This is a genomic window from Prochlorococcus marinus CUG1415 (genome assembly GCF_017696015.1).
GTDB lineage: Bacteria > Cyanobacteriota > Cyanobacteriia > PCC-6307 > Cyanobiaceae > Prochlorococcus_A > Prochlorococcus_A marinus_AE.
In genome coordinates this window covers 453,564-476,493 of record NZ_JAAORL010000002.1, presented here as the reverse complement: position 1 = coordinate 476,493, position 22,930 = coordinate 453,564, and the positions used below count along the sequence as shown (strand labels likewise).

General features: G+C 34.4%; 21 protein-coding genes. 14 read left to right on the top strand and 7 right to left on the bottom strand.

All coding sequences use genetic code 11. The features are described 5' to 3' along the window. The first annotated feature begins 19 nt into the window (after positions 1-19). From psaA to HA143_RS08685, 3 genes are all read left to right on the top strand, one after another. Positions 20-2,323 carry a photosystem I core protein PsaA gene (gene psaA / locus HA143_RS08695; protein ID WP_209086192.1) on the top strand — a complete coding sequence of 768 codons (2,304 nt, stop codon included), beginning with the start codon at positions 20-22 and terminating at the stop codon, positions 2,321-2,323. A 27-nt stretch (positions 2,324-2,350) separates the two neighbouring features. Further along, a complete protein-coding gene (gene psaB / locus HA143_RS08690; protein WP_209086190.1) occupies positions 2,351-4,579 on the top strand; it encodes a photosystem I core protein PsaB in 2,229 nt (742 codons plus the stop codon). Positions 4,580-4,683: 104 nt separating this feature from the next. Continuing rightward, positions 4,684-5,646, top strand: a complete 963-nt coding sequence (locus HA143_RS08685) for a glycosyltransferase family 2 protein (protein ID WP_209086188.1) — start codon at positions 4,684-4,686, stop codon at positions 5,644-5,646. A gap of 4 nt (positions 5,647-5,650) precedes the next feature. Here the strand turns inward: HA143_RS08685 and HA143_RS08680 are convergent, their stop codons facing one another. Further along, on the bottom strand, positions 5,651-6,031 hold the full coding sequence (locus HA143_RS08680) for an annexin (protein ID WP_209086186.1): 381 nt from the start codon (positions 6,029-6,031) through the stop codon (positions 5,651-5,653). Between the two features lie 92 nt (positions 6,032-6,123). Here HA143_RS08680 and HA143_RS08675 point away from each other — a divergent pair, with 92 nt between their 5' ends. Beyond that, complete coding sequence (locus HA143_RS08675) at positions 6,124-6,237, top strand: photosystem I reaction center subunit VIII (RefSeq protein ID WP_072014682.1); 114 nt, start codon at positions 6,124-6,126, stop codon at positions 6,235-6,237. A 31-nt stretch (positions 6,238-6,268) separates the two neighbouring features. Beyond that, positions 6,269-6,859, top strand: coding sequence for a photosystem I reaction center protein subunit XI (locus HA143_RS08670; protein ID WP_209086184.1), 591 nt, complete (start codon positions 6,269-6,271; stop codon positions 6,857-6,859). 48 nt (positions 6,860-6,907) lie between these two features. On the opposite strand, the gene HA143_RS08665 is transcribed toward HA143_RS08670, so the two are convergent. Further along, on the bottom strand, positions 6,908-7,666 hold the full coding sequence (locus tag HA143_RS08665) for a C40 family peptidase (RefSeq protein ID WP_209086182.1): 759 nt from the start codon (positions 7,664-7,666) through the stop codon (positions 6,908-6,910). Positions 7,667-7,669: 3 nt separating this feature from the next. Between HA143_RS08665 and HA143_RS08660 the strand changes: the two genes are divergently transcribed. Then, on the top strand, positions 7,670-8,578 hold the full coding sequence (locus HA143_RS08660) for a serine hydrolase (protein ID WP_209086179.1): 909 nt from the start codon (positions 7,670-7,672) through the stop codon (positions 8,576-8,578). On the opposite strand, the gene HA143_RS08655 is transcribed toward HA143_RS08660, so the two are convergent. Then, on the bottom strand, positions 8,575-8,787 hold the full coding sequence (locus HA143_RS08655; protein ID WP_209086175.1) for a hypothetical protein: 213 nt from the start codon (positions 8,785-8,787) through the stop codon (positions 8,575-8,577). The two genes, HA143_RS08660 and HA143_RS08655, sit on opposite strands and share 4 nt — an antisense overlap. A gap of 1 nt (position 8,788) precedes the next feature. Next, positions 8,789-9,412, bottom strand: a complete 624-nt coding sequence (locus tag HA143_RS08650; RefSeq protein ID WP_245210921.1) for a recombinase family protein — start codon at positions 9,410-9,412, stop codon at positions 8,789-8,791. 345 nt (positions 9,413-9,757) lie between these two features. On the opposite strand from HA143_RS08650, the gene lipA reads away from it, so the two are divergent. Next, entirely contained in the window at positions 9,758-10,651 is an 894-nt protein-coding gene (gene lipA / locus HA143_RS08645; RefSeq protein ID WP_209086169.1) for a lipoyl synthase, read from the top strand. Positions 10,652-10,657: 6 nt separating this feature from the next. Here lipA and HA143_RS08640 read toward each other — a convergent pair whose 3' ends face one another. Continuing rightward, positions 10,658-10,951 (bottom strand): hypothetical protein, encoded by a 294-nt coding sequence (locus tag HA143_RS08640; RefSeq protein ID WP_209086165.1) that lies wholly within the window; start codon positions 10,949-10,951, stop codon positions 10,658-10,660. Continuing rightward, entirely contained in the window at positions 10,952-15,526 is a 4,575-nt protein-coding gene (gltB, locus tag HA143_RS08635) for a glutamate synthase large subunit (RefSeq protein ID WP_209086162.1), read from the bottom strand. It abuts the gene before it with no gap. A gap of 191 nt (positions 15,527-15,717) precedes the next feature. Here gltB and rpsL point away from each other — a divergent pair, with 191 nt between their 5' ends. The 7 genes from rpsL to HA143_RS08600 all read left to right on the top strand — a co-directional run bounded on the left by rpsL (position 15,718) and on the right by HA143_RS08600 (position 22,076). Then, positions 15,718-16,092: a 30S ribosomal protein S12 gene (rpsL, locus tag HA143_RS08630; protein ID WP_209086159.1), complete on the top strand. Its 375-nt coding sequence runs from the start codon at positions 15,718-15,720 to the stop codon at positions 16,090-16,092. 25 nt (positions 16,093-16,117) lie between these two features. After that, entirely contained in the window at positions 16,118-16,588 is a 471-nt protein-coding gene (gene rpsG, locus HA143_RS08625) for a 30S ribosomal protein S7 (protein ID WP_002806267.1), read from the top strand. A 97-nt stretch (positions 16,589-16,685) separates the two neighbouring features. Further along, positions 16,686-18,761, top strand: coding sequence for an elongation factor G (gene fusA / locus HA143_RS08620; protein ID WP_209086156.1), 2,076 nt, complete (start codon positions 16,686-16,688; stop codon positions 18,759-18,761). Positions 18,762-18,806: 45 nt separating this feature from the next. Continuing rightward, positions 18,807-20,006: an elongation factor Tu gene (tuf, locus tag HA143_RS08615; RefSeq protein ID WP_209086154.1), complete on the top strand. Its 1,200-nt coding sequence runs from the start codon at positions 18,807-18,809 to the stop codon at positions 20,004-20,006. A 100-nt stretch (positions 20,007-20,106) separates the two neighbouring features. Next, the gene (rpsJ, locus tag HA143_RS08610; protein ID WP_209086151.1) at positions 20,107-20,427 is read left to right on the top strand and encodes a 30S ribosomal protein S10; all 321 of its coding nucleotides are present in this window, start codon (positions 20,107-20,109) and stop codon (positions 20,425-20,427) included. A gap of 56 nt (positions 20,428-20,483) precedes the next feature. Beyond that, entirely contained in the window at positions 20,484-21,140 is a 657-nt protein-coding gene (locus HA143_RS08605; protein WP_209086148.1) for an LON peptidase substrate-binding domain-containing protein, read from the top strand. Then, entirely contained in the window at positions 21,141-22,076 is a 936-nt protein-coding gene (locus tag HA143_RS08600) for a methyltransferase domain-containing protein (protein WP_209086142.1), read from the top strand. 1 nt (position 22,077) lies between these two features. Here HA143_RS08600 and pheA read toward each other — a convergent pair whose 3' ends face one another. Beyond that, positions 22,078-22,923, bottom strand: a complete 846-nt coding sequence (pheA, locus tag HA143_RS08595; protein WP_209086137.1) for a prephenate dehydratase — start codon at positions 22,921-22,923, stop codon at positions 22,078-22,080. Positions 22,924-22,930: the final 7 nt, after the last annotated feature.

Genomic DNA, 22,930 nt, shown 5'->3' with positions numbered 1-22,930 from the left:
ATTATTTTCGAGGTGCTAGATGACCATCAGCCCACCAGAAAGTGGAGAAAAAAACAAGAAAGTTTTGGAAGACCCTGTCAAGGCCGATCCAAGACCTATTGATTTTGCCAAATTAGATAAGCCAGGTTTCTGGTCTTCTAAATTATCTAAGGGTCCAAAAACTACAACTTGGATCTGGAATTTGCATGCAGATGCACATGATTTTGATGTGCATACAGGCGATGCTGAAGAAGCATCAAGAAAAATCTTTTCAGCTCACTTTGGACATCTTGCAATCATTTTTATATGGATGAGTGCTGCTTTTTTCCATGGAGCAAGATTTTCAAATTACACAGGTTGGTTAGCTGATCCAACTCATGTTAAACCAGGCGCTCAGCAAGTTTGGGCTGTTGTTGGCCAAGAGATGCTAAACGGTAATCTTGGTGCTGACTACAACGGTATTCAAATAAGCTCTGGAATTTTTCATATGTGGAGAGCTTGGGGTATTACTAACGAAAGTGAGTTAATGGCTCTTGCTATTGGTGCAGTAATAATGGCTGCTCTTATGCTTCATGGAGGCATATACCATTATCATAAGGCGGCTCCAAAATTGGAATGGTTCCAAAATATTGAGTCAATGCTTAATCACCATATTGCAGGTTTGGTTGGGCTTGGATCACTAGCTTGGGCTGGACATTGTATTCATATTGGAGCGCCAACTGCTGCACTTCTTGATGCAATTGACGCTGGATCACCTTTAGTTATCAATGGTCAAAAGATCGCTACCATTGCTGATATGCCAATGCCTCATCAGCTTTGCGATCCTCAAATCATTGGTCAGATTTTCCCTGGTCTAGCTAGTGGAGTTGGTAATTTCTTTAGTCTTAATTGGTTCGCTTTCTCAGATTTCTTAACTTTTAAGGGTGGTTTGAATCCTGTTACTGGAAGTTTATGGATGACTGATATTGCACATCATCATTTAGCTTTTGGTGTAATTGCGATAATTGGAGGTCATTTATATAGAACTAACTATGGAATTGGTTCAAGTATGAAAGAGATATTAGAAGCTCATCAAGGAGATCCAATATTATTCCCAGCACCAAAAGGTCATCAAGGTCTTTTCGAGTTCATGGCTGAAAGTAGACACGCACAGTTATCTGTAAACCTTGCATGTCTAGGCTCTCTTAGCATTCTTATTTCTCATCATATGTATGCGATGCCTCCATATCCTTACATAGCGACTGATTATATGACTGTTCTTGGTTTATTCACACATCATATGTGGATAGGAGCTTTATTTATAATTGGAGCAGGTGCTCATGCTGGAATAGCGATGGTTAGAGACTATGACCCAGCAAAACATATTGATAACGTTTTAGATAGGATTTTAAAAGCGCGAGATGCCTTAATAAGTCATCTTAACTGGGTATGTATGTGGCTAGGTTTTCATAGTTTTGGACTTTATATTCATAACGATAGTATGAGAGCTTTAGGTAGACCTCAGGACATGTTTAGTGATAATGCAATTCAACTTCAACCAATATTTGCTCAATGGATTCAAAGTATTCAAGCTTCTGCTGTAGGTACTTCAATTTTAGCTGGTACTCCGGAAGGATTACCTCACAAAGCTTTAAGTGAAGTTTTTAACGGTAGTTTAGTGGAAGTAGGTGGAAAGGTTGCAATAGCACCAATTCAACTTGGAACTGCTGATTTGATGATCCATCATATTCATGCTTTCCAAATACATGTAGTTGTATTAATTCTTCTAAAAGGAGTACTTTACTCTAGAAGTTCAAGACTAATTCCAGATAAAGCTTCTCTTGGATTTAGATTCCCTTGTGATGGTCCAGGAAGAGGTGGTACTTGTCAGGTTTCATCTTGGGATCATGTATTCTTAGCTCTTTTCTGGATGTATAACTGCATATCAATAGTTATATTCCACTTTTCTTGGAAAATGCAAAGTGATGTGTGGGGACTGACAGGAGGAAACTTCTCTCAAAGTGCTATCACGATTAATGGTTGGCTAAGAGATTTCCTATGGGCTCAATCATCTCAAGTACTAACAAGTTACGGTGAAGCTATTAGTATGTATGGATTAATGTTCTTAGGAGCTCACTTCATATGGGCGTTTAGTTTGATGTTCCTATTCAGTGGAAGAGGCTATTGGCAAGAATTATTTGAATCAATAGTATGGGCTCATAACAAGCTTAAAGTTGCCCCAACAATACAACCAAGAGCACTTTCAATTACTCAAGGTAGAGCCGTTGGTGTAGCTCACTTCCTTCTGGGAGGTATAGCAACTACTTGGGCTTTCTTCCATGCTCGCCTTTTCGGGCTGGGCTAATTACCTGAACTTCACCTTTTTAATTCAATGGCAACAAAATTTCCATCATTTAACCAGGGTCTAGCTCAGGACCCGACAACCCGCCGAATATGGTACGGAATAGCGACCGCTCATGACTTTGAAAGTCATGATGGAATGACAGAAGAAAAACTTTATCAGAAGTTATTTTCAACTCATTTTGGACATCTTGCAATTATTGCACTTTGGGTAGCTGGTAACCTATTCCATGTAGCTTGGCAGGGTAATTTTGAGCAATTTGTACTTGACCCAACTCATGTTCGTCCAATTGCCCATGCAATTTGGGACCCTCATTTTGGAACAGGGATCACAGAAGCAATGACTCAAGCTGGAGCTAGTGGTCCAGTTAACATAGCTTACTCAGGCTTATACCATTGGTGGTACACAATCGGTATGAGAACTAACGAGCAACTTTTCCAAGCTTCAATATTTATGAGCATTTTAGCTTGTTGGGTTTTATTTGCTGGTTGGTTACACTTACAGCCTAAATTCAGACCTACACTTGCTTGGTTTAAAAATGCTGAAGCACAGTTAAACCATCATTTATCTGTTTTATTTGGTTTTAGTAGTATTGCTTGGACAGGACATTTGGTTCATGTCGCAATTCCTGAGTCTAGAGGTCAGCATGTTGGATGGGACAATTGGTTAACAGTTCTTCCTCATCCTGCAGGATTGGCTCCTTTCTTTACTTTAAATTGGGGTGCTTATGCGCAAAATCCAGATTCATTAGATGCTGTATTTGGTACTACTCAAGGTGCAGGAACAGCTATATTTACTTTCTTAGGAGGTCTTCATCCTCAAAGTGAGGCGTTATGGTTAACTGATATTGCACATCATCATATTGCTATAGGGTGTGTATTAATTATTGGTGGTCATATGTATAGGAATACATTTGGTATAGGTCATACTTTAAAAGAAATAACTGAAGCCCATAATACGAGACACCCAAATGATCCTCATAAAGGTGCCTTTGGTATTAGTCATGATGGTATTTATGAGACAGTTAATAACTCTCTACACTTTCAATTAGGTTTAGCTTTAGCATCTCTTGGTGTAGCCACTTCTTTAGTTGCTCAACATATGGGAGCTCTTCCTTCATATGCTTTTATTGCTAGAGATTACACGACACAGTCAGCTCTATATACTCACCATCAATACATAGCTATGTTCTTGATGGTTGGAGCTTTTGCTCATGGAGCAATTTTCTTTGTACGTGATTATGATCCAGAATTAAACAAAGATAATGTTTTAGCTAGGGTTTTAGGAACTAAAGAAGCACTAATCAGTCACTTAAGTTGGGTAACAATGTTACTTGGATTTCATACTCTTGGAATCTATGTTCATAATGATGTAGTTGTAGCTTTTGGAAATCCAGAAAAACAAATTCTAATTGAACCTGTATTTGCTCAGTTTGTTCAGGCTGCCCAAGGCAAAATGATGTATGGCTTCGATGCTTTATTATCTGATCCTGCTAGTTCTGCAACTATTGCAGCAAATTCTATGCCAGGAAATCACTATTGGATGGATCTAATCAATAGGCAAGACGCTCTAAGTTCTTTCTTACCTATTGGACCAGCAGATTTCTTAGTACATCATGCTATCGCACTTGGACTTCATACCACAGCATTAATACTTATTAAAGGAGCATTAGATGCTAGAGGTACAAAATTAATCCCTGATAAAAAGGATTTAGGTTATGCTTTCCCTTGCGATGGTCCAGGTCGTGGAGGTACTTGTGATAGTTCTTCATGGGATGCTATGTATCTAGCAATGTTCTGGGCATTAAATCTGATGGCATGGGTAACTTTCTACTGGCATTGGAAGCACCTAACAATTTGGCAAGGTAATATGGCTCAATTTAATGAATCAGGTACCTACTTAATGGGTTGGTTTAGAGATTATCTATGGCTCAATTCTTCACAGTTAATTAATGGATATAATCCATTTGGTGTTAACTCCTTATCTCCTTGGGCATGGATGTTCCTATTTGGACATCTAGTTTGGGCGACTGGATTTATGTTCCTAATTTCATGGCGTGGTTATTGGCAAGAATTAATAGAAACATTAGTTTGGGCACATCAACGCACACCAATAGCTAACCTTGTAGGCTGGAGAGATAAGCCAGTTGCACTTTCCATTGTTCAAGCTAGATTAGTTGGCTTAGCACATTTCACTATTGGAAACATACTTACATTTGGTGCATTTGTAATTGCATCAACTTCAGGTAAGTTCGGTTAAAGTTCCTTTAAATAATACAAATCACCACATTTGTGGTGATTTTTTTTTGTTTAAATTTATTGTTCTAAATTAAGTTAAAATTATAGAATTATTATCAAATAAATATGTCAGATATAAACCAATTAATTTCTATTATCATTCCTGTCTTCAATGAAAGTGAGAGTATTGGTTTTTTATTGGATGAAGTTATAAATGTAATGGCAGCTCATAAATTCAATTTCGAATTGATCGTTGTAAATGATGGTTCTAAAGACAATACTCATCAAGTATTAAAACAACTAACTCTAACAATTAAAGAATTGTCCGTGATTTCTCTTCGCAAAAATTATGGGCAAACAGCAGCAATGTCAGCTGGCTTTGATAATTCTAATGGCGACATTGTAATTACTTTGGATGGTGATTTACAGAATGACCCAAATGATATTCCTAAATTGATTTCAGAAATTTATAGTGGCTATGATTTGATATGTGGATGGAGGTTTGATAGAAAAGATAAATTAATTAAAAGAAAAATTCCCTCTAGAATAGCCAATAAGTTAATAGCTAATGTAACTGGTTTAAAGTTGCATGATTATGGTTGCTCATTGAAAGCCTACAGAAGAGAAATAATAGATGATATAAAGCTTTATGGAGAGCTGCATAGGTTTTTGCCAGTTTTAGCAAATATTGAAGGGGCCAAAATTAAAGAGCTGAAAGTTAATCATCGAAGCCGAAAATATGGATTTAGTAAATATGGTATTGATAGAACTTTCAGAGTATTAATGGACTTGTTTACTGTTTGGTTTATGACTAAATTCTTGACACGACCTATGTACGGATTTGGCTTCGTAGGAATCATAAGTATATTGATAAGTTTTGTAATGTCATCTTATTTACTAATTATAAAAATTTTAGGAGAGGATATAGGTAATCGTCCGATGCTAATTTTTGCACTCATATTAGGAGTAGCAGGCGTTCAATTATTTAGTTTTGGATTATTAAGCGAACTTTTAATTAGGACATATCATGAAAGTCAAAGCCGACCGATTTACAGAATTAGGTCAATAAGTGGTACAAATAAAAATTGAATTTTTATTTGAATTTTCTTATTAAGAAAGCTGATCTTTCAATCACCTCAGGATAAATATCTTTTAAACCTCTTCTAAGAATAGGTAATATTGATTGATCAGCTAATTTCTCTGCAATTTTTAATGCTTTTAATTTATCATCTTTATGACTTTGAAAAAGTTTAAACATTGTATTTCTTAGTGCCTTTTTTTCAAATTCTGAGTATCTGATATTTTCTTGTTTGTAAGAAAAACCATTTTTTTTAGATATATATTTTTTATTATTTATAATTTTATTTGAAGATAAGTTCTTTAAATTAATTGCATTTTTAAACTGTTTTTTTTTAAAAATTAATAGTAAAAATACAATAAAAATAATGAGTAATATTGCAAAAAAATTTAACATGTAAAAAGTTAATAATTTTTATATCATCCAGTAATAAAAGTAACACTATTTATCAGATAAATACTAAAGTGTTTAAAGATGTTAAACGAATTATGCCATCTGAATTTTCAAATCTTCTACCTTCGGTCTTTGTTCCCATGATTGGCTTGGTAGCGCCTGCTGTATTTATTGTATTAATAGGCAGATTTATAACAGCTACTGAATAACAATTTATTATCACATTATCTTTTTTTTAAAATGAGCGATTCAAAAACACCATTAGGAGCCAATCCTAAATTTCCTGAAAAATATATAGATCAAAGTGTTCAACCTACAGATATTGGTATAGCAGAACAATGGGCTGTTAAAACAGTTGCTGATCCATTTGTTGGAAATTTAGCCACCCCAGTCAATAGTGGTTATTTTACCAAAGCTTTTATAAATAATTTACCTTTTTACAGAGAAGGAATTTCTCCTAATTTTAGAGGTCTTGAAACTGGTGCCGCTTTGGGTTATCTCTTATATGGTCCATTTACTATGACTGGTCCTTTAAGAAATACTGATTTCGCATTAACCGCAGGATTACTTGCTGCTATAGGTGCGGTTCATATTTTGACAGCACTTTTAGTTCTTTATAACGCCCCAGGTAAAGCTCCTAATGTGCAACCTCCTGATGCTACTGTAAATAATCCTCCTGTTGATTTATTTACTAGAGCAGGTTGGGCTGATTTTACTAGTGGATTTTGGCTAGGAGGCTGTGGTGGTGCAGTTTTTGCATGGCTTCTCGTAGGAACATTGCATTTGAACAGCTTAATGCAACTTATTCAGAATATTTGGACTACTGGCTAATTTGAAAATTTAAAGAAGGTATTATATTTTAATTTAATTAAAAGACTGCTATCTAATAGTTCTATCCCATCTGTATCCTCTAATAACTTTTCCTGCAGAAATAAGCTTAGATTGATAATGTAATGAAATTGGGTGATTTGTCTCTTTTAAAGTATCTAATCCTATTCCATTTCTTCCAAACTCTTTACCGGAGCTGTGGTAATATAACCCATCTCCTTTGTAGATTCCAATGTGATCACATTGTTGTTTCTTTCCGAAGAACAAGAGGTCTCCTGGCTCAAGTTTTCTGTTAAATTCGGTCAAATAAAAAAGGTGTTTACAAAAACTTTTTATTTGATAAGAGTCTCTAGGAATATGAATATGATGCGTGAAGAAAGCAGTCTGAATTAACCCGGAACAATCATAATTGGGTCCTAATGTACCTCCCCAAAGATATTCATTATTTAACTCAGATTGTTTTTGTATCCATTTTATAATTAAGGGAACTTTATCTTTTATAAAGAAGTGTTCATTTTTTAAATTCTCATTTTTTCTTAATTCGCATTTCTCAATAATCAATCCATCCAAATTTATCCAACAGACGTAACCATCTTCATAAAGTTGAACTAAAATCCTTGCAAATTTATGGGTACGTTGATGACTATTTGGGTAAAGTAGTCTAAAAATTCTATTTTTACAAATTTCAGTCACTAACTTATTTTCTTTTTCATTTTGATATCCAGAAATATTAACTTTTAATTTCCACCAAATAGTCTTTGAAAAATTAGTTTGTTTAAATAGTGAGATAGGGTCTTTATAATTTTCCATAAAATGTCCTTCTACTATTTAAATAAAGAGATGGGTCTAGCCTTAAATGATATTTTAGGGAAAGTATGCTCTTATAATAAAGATTTTTCAAGAGAAGATATTGCCATAACTTGGATTAATTACAAAAGTGAAAATAAAAGCGTATTTAAAGGTTTTGGATATGGTATTAATAATAAAAAAATGATATATCCTGCCAGCGTAGTCAAGTTGGTTTATGGTCTCGCTGCATATTATTGGATTAAAAAAGGAAGTTTATTATTATCCGATGAGATCATAGATGCAGTGAGGAAAATGTTGTCTTTCTCAAGTAATAATGCGACAAGCTTTTTAATTGATTTACTTACTGGAACCACAAGTGGACCATGTATTGAGGGAGAATTATGGGAAAATTGGAAATATCAAAGAAGTATAATAAATGATTGGCTGCATGATTTACATTGGGAGGAATTGATGGGTATAAATTGCTGTCAGAAGACTTGGGATGATGGACCATTTGGGCGTGAAAAAGAATTTTATGGATATGAAAATAAAAATAGGAATGCAATGACTACTGATTCAGCAGCAAGGGTTTTGGAGCAAATTATGATTCATATTGATTATCAGAAAAATGACTTAAATTTAAGAAGTTTTTTAAAAAGAAGTTTAAATAAAGTTGCTCTTAAAAACGATTCTCTGAATCAAATAGATGGTTTTTTAGGTGCAGGATTACCAGAAAGCATTAATCTTTGGAGTAAAGCAGGATTAATGTCTGAAGTTAGACATGATTCTGCTTGGTGGATTAATAGTCAATCTCTACAAACTTTATTAGTCGTTTTTTGTAATGGAGAAAAATATTCCAAAGATACTTCCTTCCTTCCTTTAATAGCAAAAGAAGTATATGAATTTAACAAGAGATATGTTTTTGAGGACTAAAGTGAATCGTCTAAGAAATTAGAATCTAATTTGTCAGTATAGGCTTCATAAGGTAGCATCATTACTTCTTCAAAATCTAAATCATTCATAATCCATTCTCTATATTCTGCTAACAAACTTTTTCTATCTTCCTTATCTAATTCATAAATACGCAATGCTGTATCTTTAAAATTTTCTTTAATTAAGTTTTCAATTTCTTTATTCCTCATTTTATTTTGATTCTCCTTCCAAAATTACTCTCCTAATTGTTGACAATGCAATTCCTGTTTGTGCTCTTATTGATCGATATGAATATCCCTCATTACGTAATCTGATTACTAGAGATTCTTTTAAAGGACTGATCTTTGGCCTTCCTCCTAGATTATTTCCAGATAATTTTCTACGTAATAGTTGTTCTTTTTTTCTTTCCCCTAAACTTTTGTCTTCTAAATTATCTAATTCATATAAAATCTTAAAAATTGAAGAATTTGTTTTAGAGGAATCATAATCCGTAAAAAATCCAGTCAGAGTTCTCAATTTAATATCCTTATTAATGAGTTTATTTATTGTCATCAAACATTCTTTTTTATTTTTAAATGCTCGATCAAGCTTAGTTATTATTAATTCATCTCCTTTAGATAAGCAATTTATCGCTTTATTTAGTTGGGGTTTTATTTCTTCATCTAAACTTACAAATTCAGAGAATACTACACTGCAGCCTTCTTCTTTTAAATTTTTTATTTGCTCCTCTAAATATTCAAATTCATTATGAATAGCCCTAGCATATCCTATAGCTTTACAGTTTTTATTTTTTTTAGATAGTAAAAGACGTTTTCTTTTGAATTTAAAATTCAATGTTTTATTACATATATTTTTTACTGTATCAATAAATAAATAAAAAAACACTTTTTAGTACAAAAAAAGTAATTATATAAAATTAATCTATTTATCTGGCCTGTAATTAAACTGTTCTGATATCTGTATTAAAAATATAGTTCTAGATTCTGTTTTTATTTTAGTTAATGAAACGTGTCTATTGTGTAACTATTAACTTGAATTAGGATTTTCTAAATTGTAGATGGATTAGTGAAATTTATTTTATTTTTTGACTGCTATTGAATTGGCTTCATCTTTGAAATTATTAATAGTTAATTTATCTTGTTTTTAGTAAAATAAAATTACAGGCAAGAACGAATTAATTTGACTAATAATCCTAATAGTTTAATTTCAAAACCTGATTGGTTAAGAGTAAAAGCTCCGCAAATTGAGAGAATTGGTAATACTGCAAATTTATTAAATGATTTAAATCTCAATACTGTATGTCAAGAAGCAAGTTGTCCAAATATCGGTGAATGTTTTGCAAGTGGAACTGCAACTTTCCTCATAATGGGCCCTGGCTGCACTAGGGCATGTCCATATTGCGATATTGATTTTGATAGATCTAAGAGGGATTTAGACCCAACAGAACCATATCGTCTAGCCGAGGCCGTTTATAGAATGAAGCTTAAGCATGTTGTAATCACATCAGTTAATAGAGACGATCTTGAGGATGGTGGTGCATCTCAATTTTTTAAATGTGTTTATCAAGTAAGAAAAAAATCTCCTGAAACTACGATCGAGCTTTTAATTCCTGATTTTTGTGGTAACTGGAAAGCGCTTGAAAAAGTTCTTGATTCCAATCCAAATGTTTTAAACCACAATATTGAAACTGTGCCATCGTTATATAAAAAGGTGAGACCTCAGGGTAAATATGAGAGAACTCTAGAATTACTTAAAAGAACTAGAGATTATTCTCCTAAAGTTTATACAAAGTCAGGCTTTATGCTTGGTTTAGGGGAAAAAGATGAGGAGGTTTTGAATCTTCTTGAGGATTTAAGGAGTAATTACGTTGACATAGTTACTATTGGCCAATATTTATCTCCTGGTCCTAATCATTTACCTGTTCAAAGATTTGTGAGTCCTTCAAAATTTAATTATTTTAAAGTTTTCGGGGAAAAAGATTTGGACTTTATGCAAGTAGTTAGTTCTCCTTTAACTCGTAGTAGTTACCATGCTGAAGAGATTCAAAAACTCATGAAAAAGTATCCAAGATAATCATTTTTATTGATCTGAATCTACCCACTCATTTAATTTCCACACAACTAGATCATTTGTAATCATTGGATCATTTTTGATGATTTCTAGAGCATTTTCATAATTATTTATCTCAAGAAAAAGTAATCCGCCATCACCTGGTCTCTTTAATTCATCAATTAAAAAACCACTTTTTATATTAAGACCCTCTTTTTTTAATTTTTTTATCCAATTAATATGCTCTGTAATTATTTTTCTTTTTAAATCATTATTAATTAAGTATTCTTTTTTTATAACTTCAGTTTTTACAAAGAAAGGCATTTATAAATTCTCTATGCCAAGCATTTCTTCTTCGCTTGGTGGAACTATTAGTTTGAAATCTCTCATGAAATAAGACCAATTTTTAATTATTTTGGCAGCCTTTAAGCTCTTAGTTTTTAATAGATATTCTTTAATAATTTCCAATAAAATTTCCTCTTGCTTTGATGAAGTTATTTTATGAATGCTAACTATTCCCTTATTAACTTTATTACTTAAATCATTATTTTCATCGAGTATAAATGCTATTCCACCAGTCATACCTGCACCTATATTTCTACCTGTGGAACCTAGAATAACTATTTTCCCACCGGTCATATATTCACAGCAATGATCACCTGCTCCTTCTGTTACTGCTGTAGCCCCACTATTTCTCACAGCAAATCTTTCTCCCGATTTACCTAATGCAAATAATTTCCCTCCTGTTGCTCCATAAAGACAGGTGTTTCCTAAAATAACTTGCTCGGAGGAGATTTCATCTATTGTCGGTGGAATTATTGTAAGTATTCCTCCATTCATTCCTTTGCATACATAATCATTAGCTTCTCCGATTAATTGGACATTCATTCCCTTCAATAAAAAGGCACCAAAGCTTTGTCCTGCATATCCTTTGAAATTTAAGTTGAGTTCGCCATTGAAGCCAGTATTGCCATGAAGTTCTGCGATTTCGCCTGATATCTTCGCACAAACACTTCTATCTGTATTTTTTATATTAATTTCTTTGGTTAAATTCCCGTGATTTTTAATTGAATCTATGAATTCAGCATCAGATAAAAACTCGTCTTCTAATACAGAACCATTACTATGAGCATTTTTTGAATGTTTTAACCATGATCTATCATTTGTTGAACTTTCATAATTAACTAAAGCAGAAAGATCAATATTAGAAGTTTTTGGAAGATCGATATTTCTTGCAGAAATAAATTCTTGATTACCAATCAGTTCTTCCATACTAGAAACACCGATACTACTCATTATCTGTCTTACTTCTTCAGCAATGTATAAGAAAAAATTGACAACATTTTCTGGTATACCTTTAAATCTTTTTCTTAATTCTTCTTTTTGAGTGGCAACTCCAACAGGACACTTATTTGTATGGCAAACCCGGGCCATTATGCATCCTTCCGCAATCATTGCGACAGAACCGAAACCGTATTCTTCAGCACCTAGTAAAGCAGCAATAACCACATCCCATCCTGTCTTAAGACCTCCATCAGTTCTCAAAATTACTCTTTCACGTAAGTTATTCTCTAATAGAGATTTGTGAACCTCAGCGACACCTAGTTCCCATGGTAAACCTGCATGTTTAATAGAACTTAGAGGTGAAGCACCGGTACCACCGTCATGTCCTGAAATTTGAATTACATCTGCATTAGCTTTGCTTACTCCAGCAGCAATAGTTCCTATACCAATTTCAGAAACAAGTTTAACGCTCACCTTCGCTTTTGGATGAACTTGGTGTAAATCATGTATTAGTTGAGCTAAATCTTCAATTGAATAAATATCATGATGAGGAGGAGGAGATATTAGGGCTACTCCAGGTTTGCTATTTCTTAGTTTTGCGATGTAAGAATCAACTTTTGGACCCGGCAATTGTCCTCCTTCTCCAGGTTTTGCACCTTGAGCCATTTTAATTTCGAGTTGTTTACCACTTCTTAGATATTCAGGCGTAACTCCAAATCTTCCTGATGCTATTTGTTTAATAGCTGAGCATGCGGTGTCTCCATTTTCTAGACCTTTTATAAATGGTAATGTCGCTGATTGAGTATTTTCATCAATATCATTTAAAACATTAAAACGAGCTGGATCTTCTCCCCCTTCTCCACTATTACTTTTTCCACCAATTCTATTCATTGCGACTGCTAAAACTTCATGTGCTTCTCTTGACAATGCACCCAAACTCATTCCTCCAGTGCAAAATCTTTTGCAAATTGATTCAATACTTTCAACTTCCTCTAATGGAATGCGTTTTCTTTTTGATCTAATCGTAAGTAAATCTCTTAAAGATGTGGTCGGTCTATTACTAATGAGTTTTTTGTAAGTTTCAAAATGATCGTATCCTGGACCTTGTTTTACAGCCGAATGTAAAACTTTGGACATCTCAGGATTATTAGAGTGATATTCTCCATTATTTCTAAATTGTACAAATCCTAAAAATTCTAATTTCTTTAAATCGATCTCTGGGTAGGCTTTCGTATGTATTGAAAGTGTTTCATTAGTTAATTCTTTTAATGTTATGCCAGCAATTCGGCTTGTTGTTCCATCAAAAGCAATTTTTATTAAGTCAGAACCAAGGCCTACGGCTTCAAAAATTTGTGCACCATGGTAACTAGACAAAAGTGAAATCCCTATTTTAGAAAGAATTTTTCTTAGACCATCTTCTAGAGCTTTTTTAATATTTTCTTGAACATCAATTATTGATAATGTATTTATTTTTTTGCTACTTATGAGTTTTTGCGTTTTTGGATGTTTTAACCAGTGTCTTCCTGCTTCGAAGGTTAACCAAGGACAAATTGCGCTTGCACCATAACCAATCAAACAAGCTAAGTGATGTGTACTCCAACATTGACCTGTTTCAATTATGAGAGAAGCTTTTAGTCTAATTTCTTTTTTAAGAAGATAATGATGAATTGCTCCAACAGCAAGTAAGGGAGGAATAAAAGTCTTTTTAGGATTAATTCCCTTATCAGAAATAATGATTAAAGAGCAACCTTCTTTTATAGAGAGTTCACTCTGTTTACAAATTTCTTTTACCTGATTCTCTAAGCCTTGAACACCTTCTTCAATATTAAACAAACTTGAAATTGTTTGATATTGAATTTTTGATTTTTTTATTGATAGGAGTTCTTCCTCATTGAGAATTGGACTTTGTAAATGAACAAAAGGTTTAGGATCTTTAATCTCAAATGGTGTACATCTTTCTCCTAGATGCATTTCTAAACTCATTACCAGTTTTTCTCTCAGAGGGTCAATAGGAGGATTAGTAACTTGCGCAAATCTCTGCTTGAAATAGTCATATAAAATATGCGGCTTTGATGAAAGCACTGCTAATGGGATGTCGTCACCCATGCAATAAGTAGGTTCTTTAGCTAATGAAGCCATTGAATCTAAGATGAGATCATTATCTTCCGCTGAAAAACCGTATGCAGTTTGTTGTTGTAACAACTCAAGGTCTTTTAGTTTGCAGTCTTTAACCCATTCATTATTTTCAATTTTTATAGTTCTATTATTTAAGAGAGTTTTAAAATTATGCCTTTGAGCTGCTTCAGATTTGACCTCCCAATTTCTTAGGATTCTATTTTGATGAAAATCAACTGCTAACATTTGTCCCGGACCTAATCGACCTTTTTCTATTACTTTTTCCTCTTCAAGATCTACTACTCCTGTTTCGGAACCCATTATTACAAAACCATCATTTGTAATTGAATATCTTGCTGGTCTTAGACCATTTCTATCAAGCGTTGCTCCTACAAAATTTCCATCAGCAAATACAAGGAGAGCAGGACCATCCCAAGCTTCTTGTAGGCTCGCAGAATACTCATAAAATGCTTTAATGTCTTCTCTTTGTTCAAGTTCTGGTTGATCTCTAAATGCTTCAGGAACAAGTTTTAATAATGAGTCAGTAATGGTCTGACCTGAACGAATATTGATTTCAAGGGTTGCATCAAGATTTGATGAATCACTTTTATTTACATCTACAATAGGCTTGATTTCATTGGATAACTCTCCCCAAAAATCATCTATATGTGTTTCTGAAGCTTTAGCCCAGTTGATATTACCTAAGAGAGTATTTATTTCGCCGTTATGACCTAAAAATCTCATGGGCTGAGCTAGAGGCCATTTTGGAAGTGTGTTAGTACTAAACCTTCTATGATAAATAGAAAATGAGACCTTAAAATTATCTTCTTTAAGGTCTTGATAAAACTCAGATAATATTTCAGAACGTACCATACCTTTGTATACAACGGTTTGAGAACTTAGTGAGGCAAAATAGAATTCACAATCCCCAACATGGTTTTTAAAAGTTTCTCTTATTTTTTTTTCAATTCTTTTCCTTAATTGAAATAAAAGCCTTTCAATATCCTGATTAACTTTTTTATCTATGTATAAAATCCACTGACTTATGTATGGGGCATTTGCTTTAGCTAGAGGACCTAAGATTGCATTATTAACAGGTACTTTTCTCCAAAATGTTTCCTTGACTCCTAATTTTTCTGCTTCTTCCTGACATATTGATTTAGATTCTTCAATTTTCTCTTTTTTATTAGGCATAAAAACCATGCCTAAACCTCTATCCCAGTCTTGTTGATTTTTTAGATTAATTTCTTGATCAAGATATCCCCAAGGAATTGAACATAAAATGCCTGCTCCATCTCCTGAGTCACCATCTCCTCCACAACCTCCTCTATGCTCCATGCAATTAAGGCCCTTAAGGGATTGTTTAAGGATCCAGTTGCTCTCTATCCCTTTAACATTTGCTATGAAACCAACTCCACAAGCGTCTTTCTCACCAATTATTCCATTTGGGGAATAACTATCTTGATATGGCCCGACGATTCTTTTGATACTCTCTCTCATGGATTATTTAATTCTATTTAGTTATTTATTTTAATTATAAAAATAAATATGAAAATAAATCTAAAAATAATGAATATTTACCAAAGAATTTTCATTTCACAAATTTTTAAAAAAATATGATTAAAAACTTTTAGTTGGTGCTCGTAAAAGGTTATGATAGTTGAATGTTTATTTTTATCTAAATATAATAGATGCCTACCATCTCACAATTAATAGGTTCAGAAAGAAAACGTCTGACTAGGAAAACAAAATCTCCTGCATTAAAAGCTTGCCCTGAGAGAAGAGGTGTATGTACAAGAGTCTATACATCAACACCTAAAAAACCTAATTCAGCTTTGAGAAAAGTTGCGAGAGTAAGATTAACTTCTGGTTTCGAAGTAACGGCTTATATCCCGGGAATTGGACATAATTTGCAAGAACACTCTGTAGTCCTACTTAGGGGTGGAAGAGTTAAGGATTTACCAGGAGTTAGATATCATATAATAAGAGGAACTTTAGATACGGCTGGAGTCAAAGATAGACGTCAATCCAGATCTAAGTATGGAGCAAAAGCTCCAAAAGCTTAATTTGTAAACATCACTTTTTTAAAACATGTCACGTCGTAATGCAGCAGTAAAAAGACCAGTTCTTCCAGATCCTCAATTTAATAGTCGTCTAGCTTCAATGATGATTTCTCGATTGATGAAACATGGTAAAAAATCTACAGCTCAAAGAATATTGTCAGATGCTTTTTCTTTAATAAGTGAGAGAACAGGTGGGAATGCAGTCGAATTATTTGAAACAGCTGTAAAAAATGCTACTCCTCTTGTCGAGGTAAGAGCTAGAAGAGTTGGTGGTGCAACATATCAAGTTCCTATGGAAGTACGTCAAGAGAGGGGTACAGCTATGGCATTAAGATGGCTTGTTACATTCTCACGTGCAAGGAATGGCAAAAGTATGTCCCAAAAACTTGCTGGTGAGTTAATGGATGCAGCAAATGAAACTGGTAGTGCAGTTAAAAAAAGAGAAGACACTCATAAAATGGCTGAAGCTAATAAAGCTTTTGCACATTACAGATATTAATTTCATCAAAAAGGTACTTAAGTAGTTTATTATTATAAAAGTTTACTTTTAGAGTGAACTATACTTATCAAAAATTATTTTATTTGGAGCTTTAAAATTGGCACGCGACTTTCCCCTAGAACGAGTAAGGAATATAGGTATAGCCGCTCATATTGATGCAGGGAAGACAACAACAACTGAAAGAATTTTGTTTTATTCAGGTGTAGTTCATAAGATAGGAGAGGTTCATGATGGTGCTGCCGTAACAGATTGGATGGCTCAAGAAAGAGAAAGAGGAATAACTATTACTGCTGCCGCAATCTCTACTAGTTGGCAAGATCACAGAATTAATATTATTGATACTCCTGGACACGTTGACTTCACTATTGAAGTGGAAAGATCAATGCGCGTCTTGGATGGGGTTATAGCTGTGTTTTGCGCAGTTGGTGGAGTTCAGCCTCAATCTGAAACAGTTTGGCGTCAAGCAGATAGATACTCTGTCCCTAGAATGGTTTTTGTTAATAAAATGGATAGAACTGGTGCAGATTTTCTAAAGGTTAATAAGCAAATTAAAGATCGACTAAAGGCAAATGCACTTCCAATTCAGCTACCTATTGGAGCTGAAGGTGATCTCACAGGAATTATTGATTTAGTCGCCAACAAAGCTTATCTTTACAAAAATGACTTAGGTACTGATATTGAAGAAGCCCAAATTCCATCTGAAATGGAGGAAGAAGCTGCTGAGTGGAGATATAAGTTAATGGAGAGTGTTGCAGAAAATGATGAAGAGTTAATAGAAGTATTCCTCGAGACAGGAGAATTATCTGAAGAACAACTTAAAAAAGGTATCAGGGAAGGGGTTTTAAAACATGGATTGGTTCCAGTATTGTGCGGTTCAGCTTTTAAGAATAAAGGCGTCCAACTGGTTTTAGACGCTGTAGTTGATTACTTGCCAGCTCCAGTTGATGTAAAACCAATACAAGGTGTTTTACCAAGTGGTAAAGAAGATGTAAGACCTTCAGATGATAATGCTCCTTTTAGTGCACTAGCATTCAAAGTGATGTCAGATCCCTATGGGAAATTAACTTTTGTAAGGATGTATTCAGGTGTTCTTTCAAAGGGCAGTTATGTAATGAATTCTACTAAAGATGCAAAAGAGAGAATTTCTAGATTAGTAATTTTAAAGGCTGATGAAAGAGAGGAGGTTGATGAATTGAGGGCTGGAGATTTAGGAGCTGTACTAGGTCTTAAGAACACAACTACTGGTGACACGTTATGTAATACAGAAGACCCTATAGTTTTAGAGACATTGTTTATCCCTGAACCAGTTATCTCAGTGGCCGTTGAGCCAAAAACTAAAGGGGATATGGAAAAATTATCAAAAGCTTTAACTGCTTTATCTGAAGAGGATCCAACATTTAGGGTAAGTACAGATCCTGAGACAAATCAAACTGTAATTGCTGGTATGGGTGAGTTGCACCTGGAAATCCTCGTTGACAGAATGTTAAGGGAATTTAAAGTTGAAGCTAATATTGGAGCTCCCCAGGTTTCATACAGAGAAACCATTAGGTCTAGTTCCAAAGGTGAAGGCAAATATGCAAGACAAACAGGAGGAAAAGGTCAATATGGTCATGTAATAATTGAAATGGAACCTGCTGAAGTTGGTAAAGGTTTTGAATTTGTCAACAAAATTGTTGGTGGAGCTGTACCTAAAGAGTACATTGGCCCTGCCTCTAATGGAATGAAAGAAACCTGTGAATCTGGTGTTCTTGCTGGTTATCCACTAATTGATGTAAAAGTAACACTAGTCGATGGTTCATTCCACGATGTAGACTCATCTGAAATGGCCTTCAAAATTGCAGGTTCTATGGCTTTTAAAGATGGGGTTAAAAAATGCAATCCTGTCCTGTTAGAGCCTATGATGAAAGTTGAGGTCGAAAGTCCTGACGACTTTCTTGGATCTGTAATTGGTGATCTCTCTTCTAGAAGAGGTCAAGTAGAAGGACAGTCTGTTGATGATGGATTGTCTAAGGTACAGGCCAAAGTGCCCTTAGCCGAAATGTTCGGTTATGCCACTCAACTCCGATCAATGACTCAAGGTCGGGGTATATTTTCAATGGAGTTCGCAAATTATGAGGAAGTTCCTCGTAATGTTGCTGAAGCTATCATTTCCAAGAATCAGGGCAACTCCTGATCTCTAAACAAAAACACTATTAAACCCTCGATTCTTTAATTCAAAATGGCTCGCGAGAAGTTCGAAAGAAACAAACCACATGTCAACATAGGTACTATTGGCCATGTTGATCATGGGAAAACAACACTTACTGCTGCTATTACAAATGTACTAGCAAAAAAAGGTCAAGCTCAAGCTCAAGACTATGGAGACATTGATGGTGCTCCTGAGGAAAGAGAGCGTGGCATTACTATTAATACAGCTCACGTTGAATATGAGACTGAAGGCAGACACTATGCTCATGTTGATTGCCCTGGACACGCTGATTATGTAAAAAACATGATTACAGGGGCCGCCCAAATGGACGGAGCTATTCTGGTTTGCGCAGCTACTGATGGCCCTATGGCCCAAACAAAAGAGCATATTCTTCTAGCTAAACAGGTTGGAGTTCCTGCTCTTGTAGTAGCTCTAAATAAGTGCGATATGGTCGATGATGAAGAAATTATTGAACTTGTTGAAATGGAAATTAGAGAACTATTAGATAGTTATGACTTCCCTGGAGATGATATTCCTATAGTTCAGGTTTCCGGTTTAAAAGCTCTTGAAGGTGATACTCAATGGGAATCAAAAATTGAAGAATTAATGAAAGCAGTTGATGCTAGTATTCCTGAACCAGAAAGAGAAGTTGATAAACCATTCTTGATGGCAGTTGAAGATGTTTTCTCAATTACGGGTAGAGGAACTGTTGCTACTGGACGAATTGAGAGAGGTAAAGTTAAGGTTGGAGAAGAAGTCGAAATAGTTGGAATAAGAGATACAAGACTAACAACTGTTACTGGAGTTGAAATGTTCCGAAAACTTCTTGATGAAGGTATGGCTGGCGATAATGTTGGTTTACTTTTACGTGGTGTTCAGAAAGAAGATATTGAGAGAGGTATGGTACTCGTAAAGAAAGGATCCATTACTCCTCATACTCAGTTTGAGGGAGAAGTTTATGTTCTTAAAAAAGAAGAGGGTGGAAGACATACTCCTTTCTTCGCGGGATATAGACCACAGTTTTATATCAGAACAACTGATGTAACAGGTCAAATAACAGCATTTACCTCTGACGATGGCTCTAATGTTGAAATGGTTATGCCAGGAGACAGAATCAAAATGACTGGTGAATTGATTTGTCCAGTAGCTATCGAACAAGGTATGCGATTCGCAATCCGTGAAGGTGGACGTACTATTGGTGCTGGAGTTGTTTCTAAAATTCTCAAATAATCTATTTGAATTTTAAGATTTCAACCTCAATGACTTAATATAGTTAATGGCTTAGGGTCGTTGTTAATCAATGACCCTCAACTAGAAGTTAATTTAAATTATGACGGCATCAATTGCACAACAAAAAATAAGAATAAGACTTAAAGCATTTGATAGAAGAATGCTAGATTTGTCTTGCGATAAAATAATCCAAACTGCTGATAGCACTTCAGCTTCAGCAATAGGCCCAATACCTTTACCAACGAAAAGAAAGATTTATTGTGTCCTAAGATCACCTCATGTTGATAAAGACTCCAGAGAGCATTTTGAGACAAGAACTCATAGAAGAATTATTGATATTTATAGTCCTTCCGCAAAAACTATTGATGCTTTAATGAAGTTGGATCTTCCTAGTGGTGTAGATATAGAAGTTAAACTTTAATAAATCCCCAAAAGGACTTAAATTGTTTAATATAAATAGATATAAATGAGGTTTAAATGGGAGAGCTCTCAGTAAGGGAATTACCTTTATTTCCTTTGCCAGAAGTAGTCCTTTTCCCTCAAGAAGTATTGCCTTTGCATATTTTTGAATCGAGGTATAGAATTATGCTCCAGTCTGTCTTAGAGACGGATTCTATGTTTGGAGTTATAAAATGGGATCCAAATACTAAAAGTATGGCTAACGTTGGATGCTGTGCCCAAATAATAAAACATCAAACTGCAGAGGATGGGAGAAGTAATATTATCACTATGGGACAACAAAGATTTCAAGTCTTAGAAATAATACGTTCAACTCCATTTTGTTCAGCGATGGTAAGTTGGATTAGTGATGAAAATATTGATAACCTTCAAACATTAGATTCTCTAAAAGATTCAGTCACAGATGCACTTAGTGACGTTATTAACCTAACAAGCAAATTAACAAATACTAGGAAAAAATTACCCGATAAATTACCTAATAATCCTATGGAATTATCTTTTTGGATAGGGGCTCATTTGGGAGGTCCTGTTGCGGAGGAACAGCAAAGACTTCTAGAAGAAAGAAATACTTATGCTCGTTTGCAAAGAGAATATGAAATGCTTGATCATACTAGAAAACAACTTGCAGCAAGAACAGCCTTGAAAGAAAGTTTTCCTGATATTAAAGAAAATTAAATGTTTGAATTACTACTACCTTTTTGCTTACTGGTTTTATCCCTTTTAACTTTATTTATCATTTGGCGAATTAATGCCAGAAAATATATTTCTTCTGGCACAGTGGCATCTGCATATGACTCTTGGACCCAAGATAAGTTACTTGAGAGATTGTGGGGTGATCATATACATTTGGGCTTTTATCCCTCAGGAAAACAAAATATTGATTTTAGAAAGGCTAAAGTCCATTTTGTACATGAATTAGTTAAGTGGAGTGGTTTAGATAAATTGCCAAAAGGCTCCAGAATACTTGATGTAGGTTGCGGAATAGGAGGCAGTTCTAGGATTCTCGCAAAATATTATGGGTTTAACGTTACTGGAATTACAATTAGTCCTGCTCAAGTAAAAAGAGCAAGAGAACTTACTCCGTCTGGGATTACTTGCAACTTCCAAGTTATGGATGCATTAGATTTAAAATTTGAAGATGGTTCATTTGATGCGGTTTGGAGTGTTGAGGCGGGCGCACACATGAATGACAAAACTAAGTTTGCAGATGAAATGTTGAGGACTTTGAGGCCTGGAGGGTATTTTGCAATGGCTGATTGGAACTCAAGAGATCTCTCGGCATACCCCCCATCTTTTTTTGAGAATTTGATTCTTCAGCAATTACTTGAACAGTGGGTACATCCTAATTTTATTAGCATTAATGAATTCGGTAATATTCTTAGAACTAATAAAAATAGTGCAGGAAGAGTTATATCTGATAATTGGAATTATTATACAAATCCTTCATGGCACGACTCAATTATTGAAGGGATTCGAAGACCTTTTGCAATTTTGTCTCTTGGCCCATTGGCGATATTAAAGTCCATTAGAGAGATCCCAACAATACTTCTTATGAATTGGGCATTTAGAACAGGTTTAATGGAGTTTGGAGTTTATAAATGTAGAGGATAAATTAATCTAATTCAACATTTTCAGAAAAATAATTTCCAAAATTTACAAAGTTATTGCATAGGGGCTTTAAATGATTTATTAATGTAAGAAGATTTTCAATATTATTTTGATTATTTATTTCTAAATCAATATAAATTATATATTCGCCTAACTCTCTTTTAGAAGGTCTAGATTCTATCTTACTCATATTAAATCCAAAATCTGCAATATAATTTAAAGCCTTAAGTAAAGCACCAGGTTTATTTGATATTAATGAGAATGCAAAACTGGCAATATTGGCTAAATCATAATTTGATTCTTTGCTCAATAAGACAAATCTAGTGCAATTACCTGGGACATCATTTATGGGAAAGGCTAATTCTTTAAGACCTTCAATTTGGACTAATGATTTCGAACCAATAGCTGCTCTAAATTTACTTCCCTTTACCATATTGACAGCTTCTGATGTTGAGTTTGTTGGAAGAGGGATTGCGTTTGGAAGATTTTCAGATAGCCATTCTGAACATTGAGCTAATGCTTGAGGATGAGATAATACTTCTGAGATTATTGAAAGTTCTCCATCACTAATTAATGCATGTTTTATAGGTAGAACAATTGCTTTATTTATATATATATCAGGAAATTTCCAAAGGGCATCTAGAGTGGCGGTTACTCCACCTTCTACAGAATTCTCAATAGGAACTACAGCAGCATCACAATTGTTGTAGGCTATAGATTTAATGACCGAATGTAACCCATTACATGGTACAAATATAGGTGTCTGAAAATTGGCAAGCTTTGATAATATATGAGCTGCTTTTTCTGCGTATGTCCCTTTAGGACCTAAATATGCAACTTGTTTGCGCATGATTAAT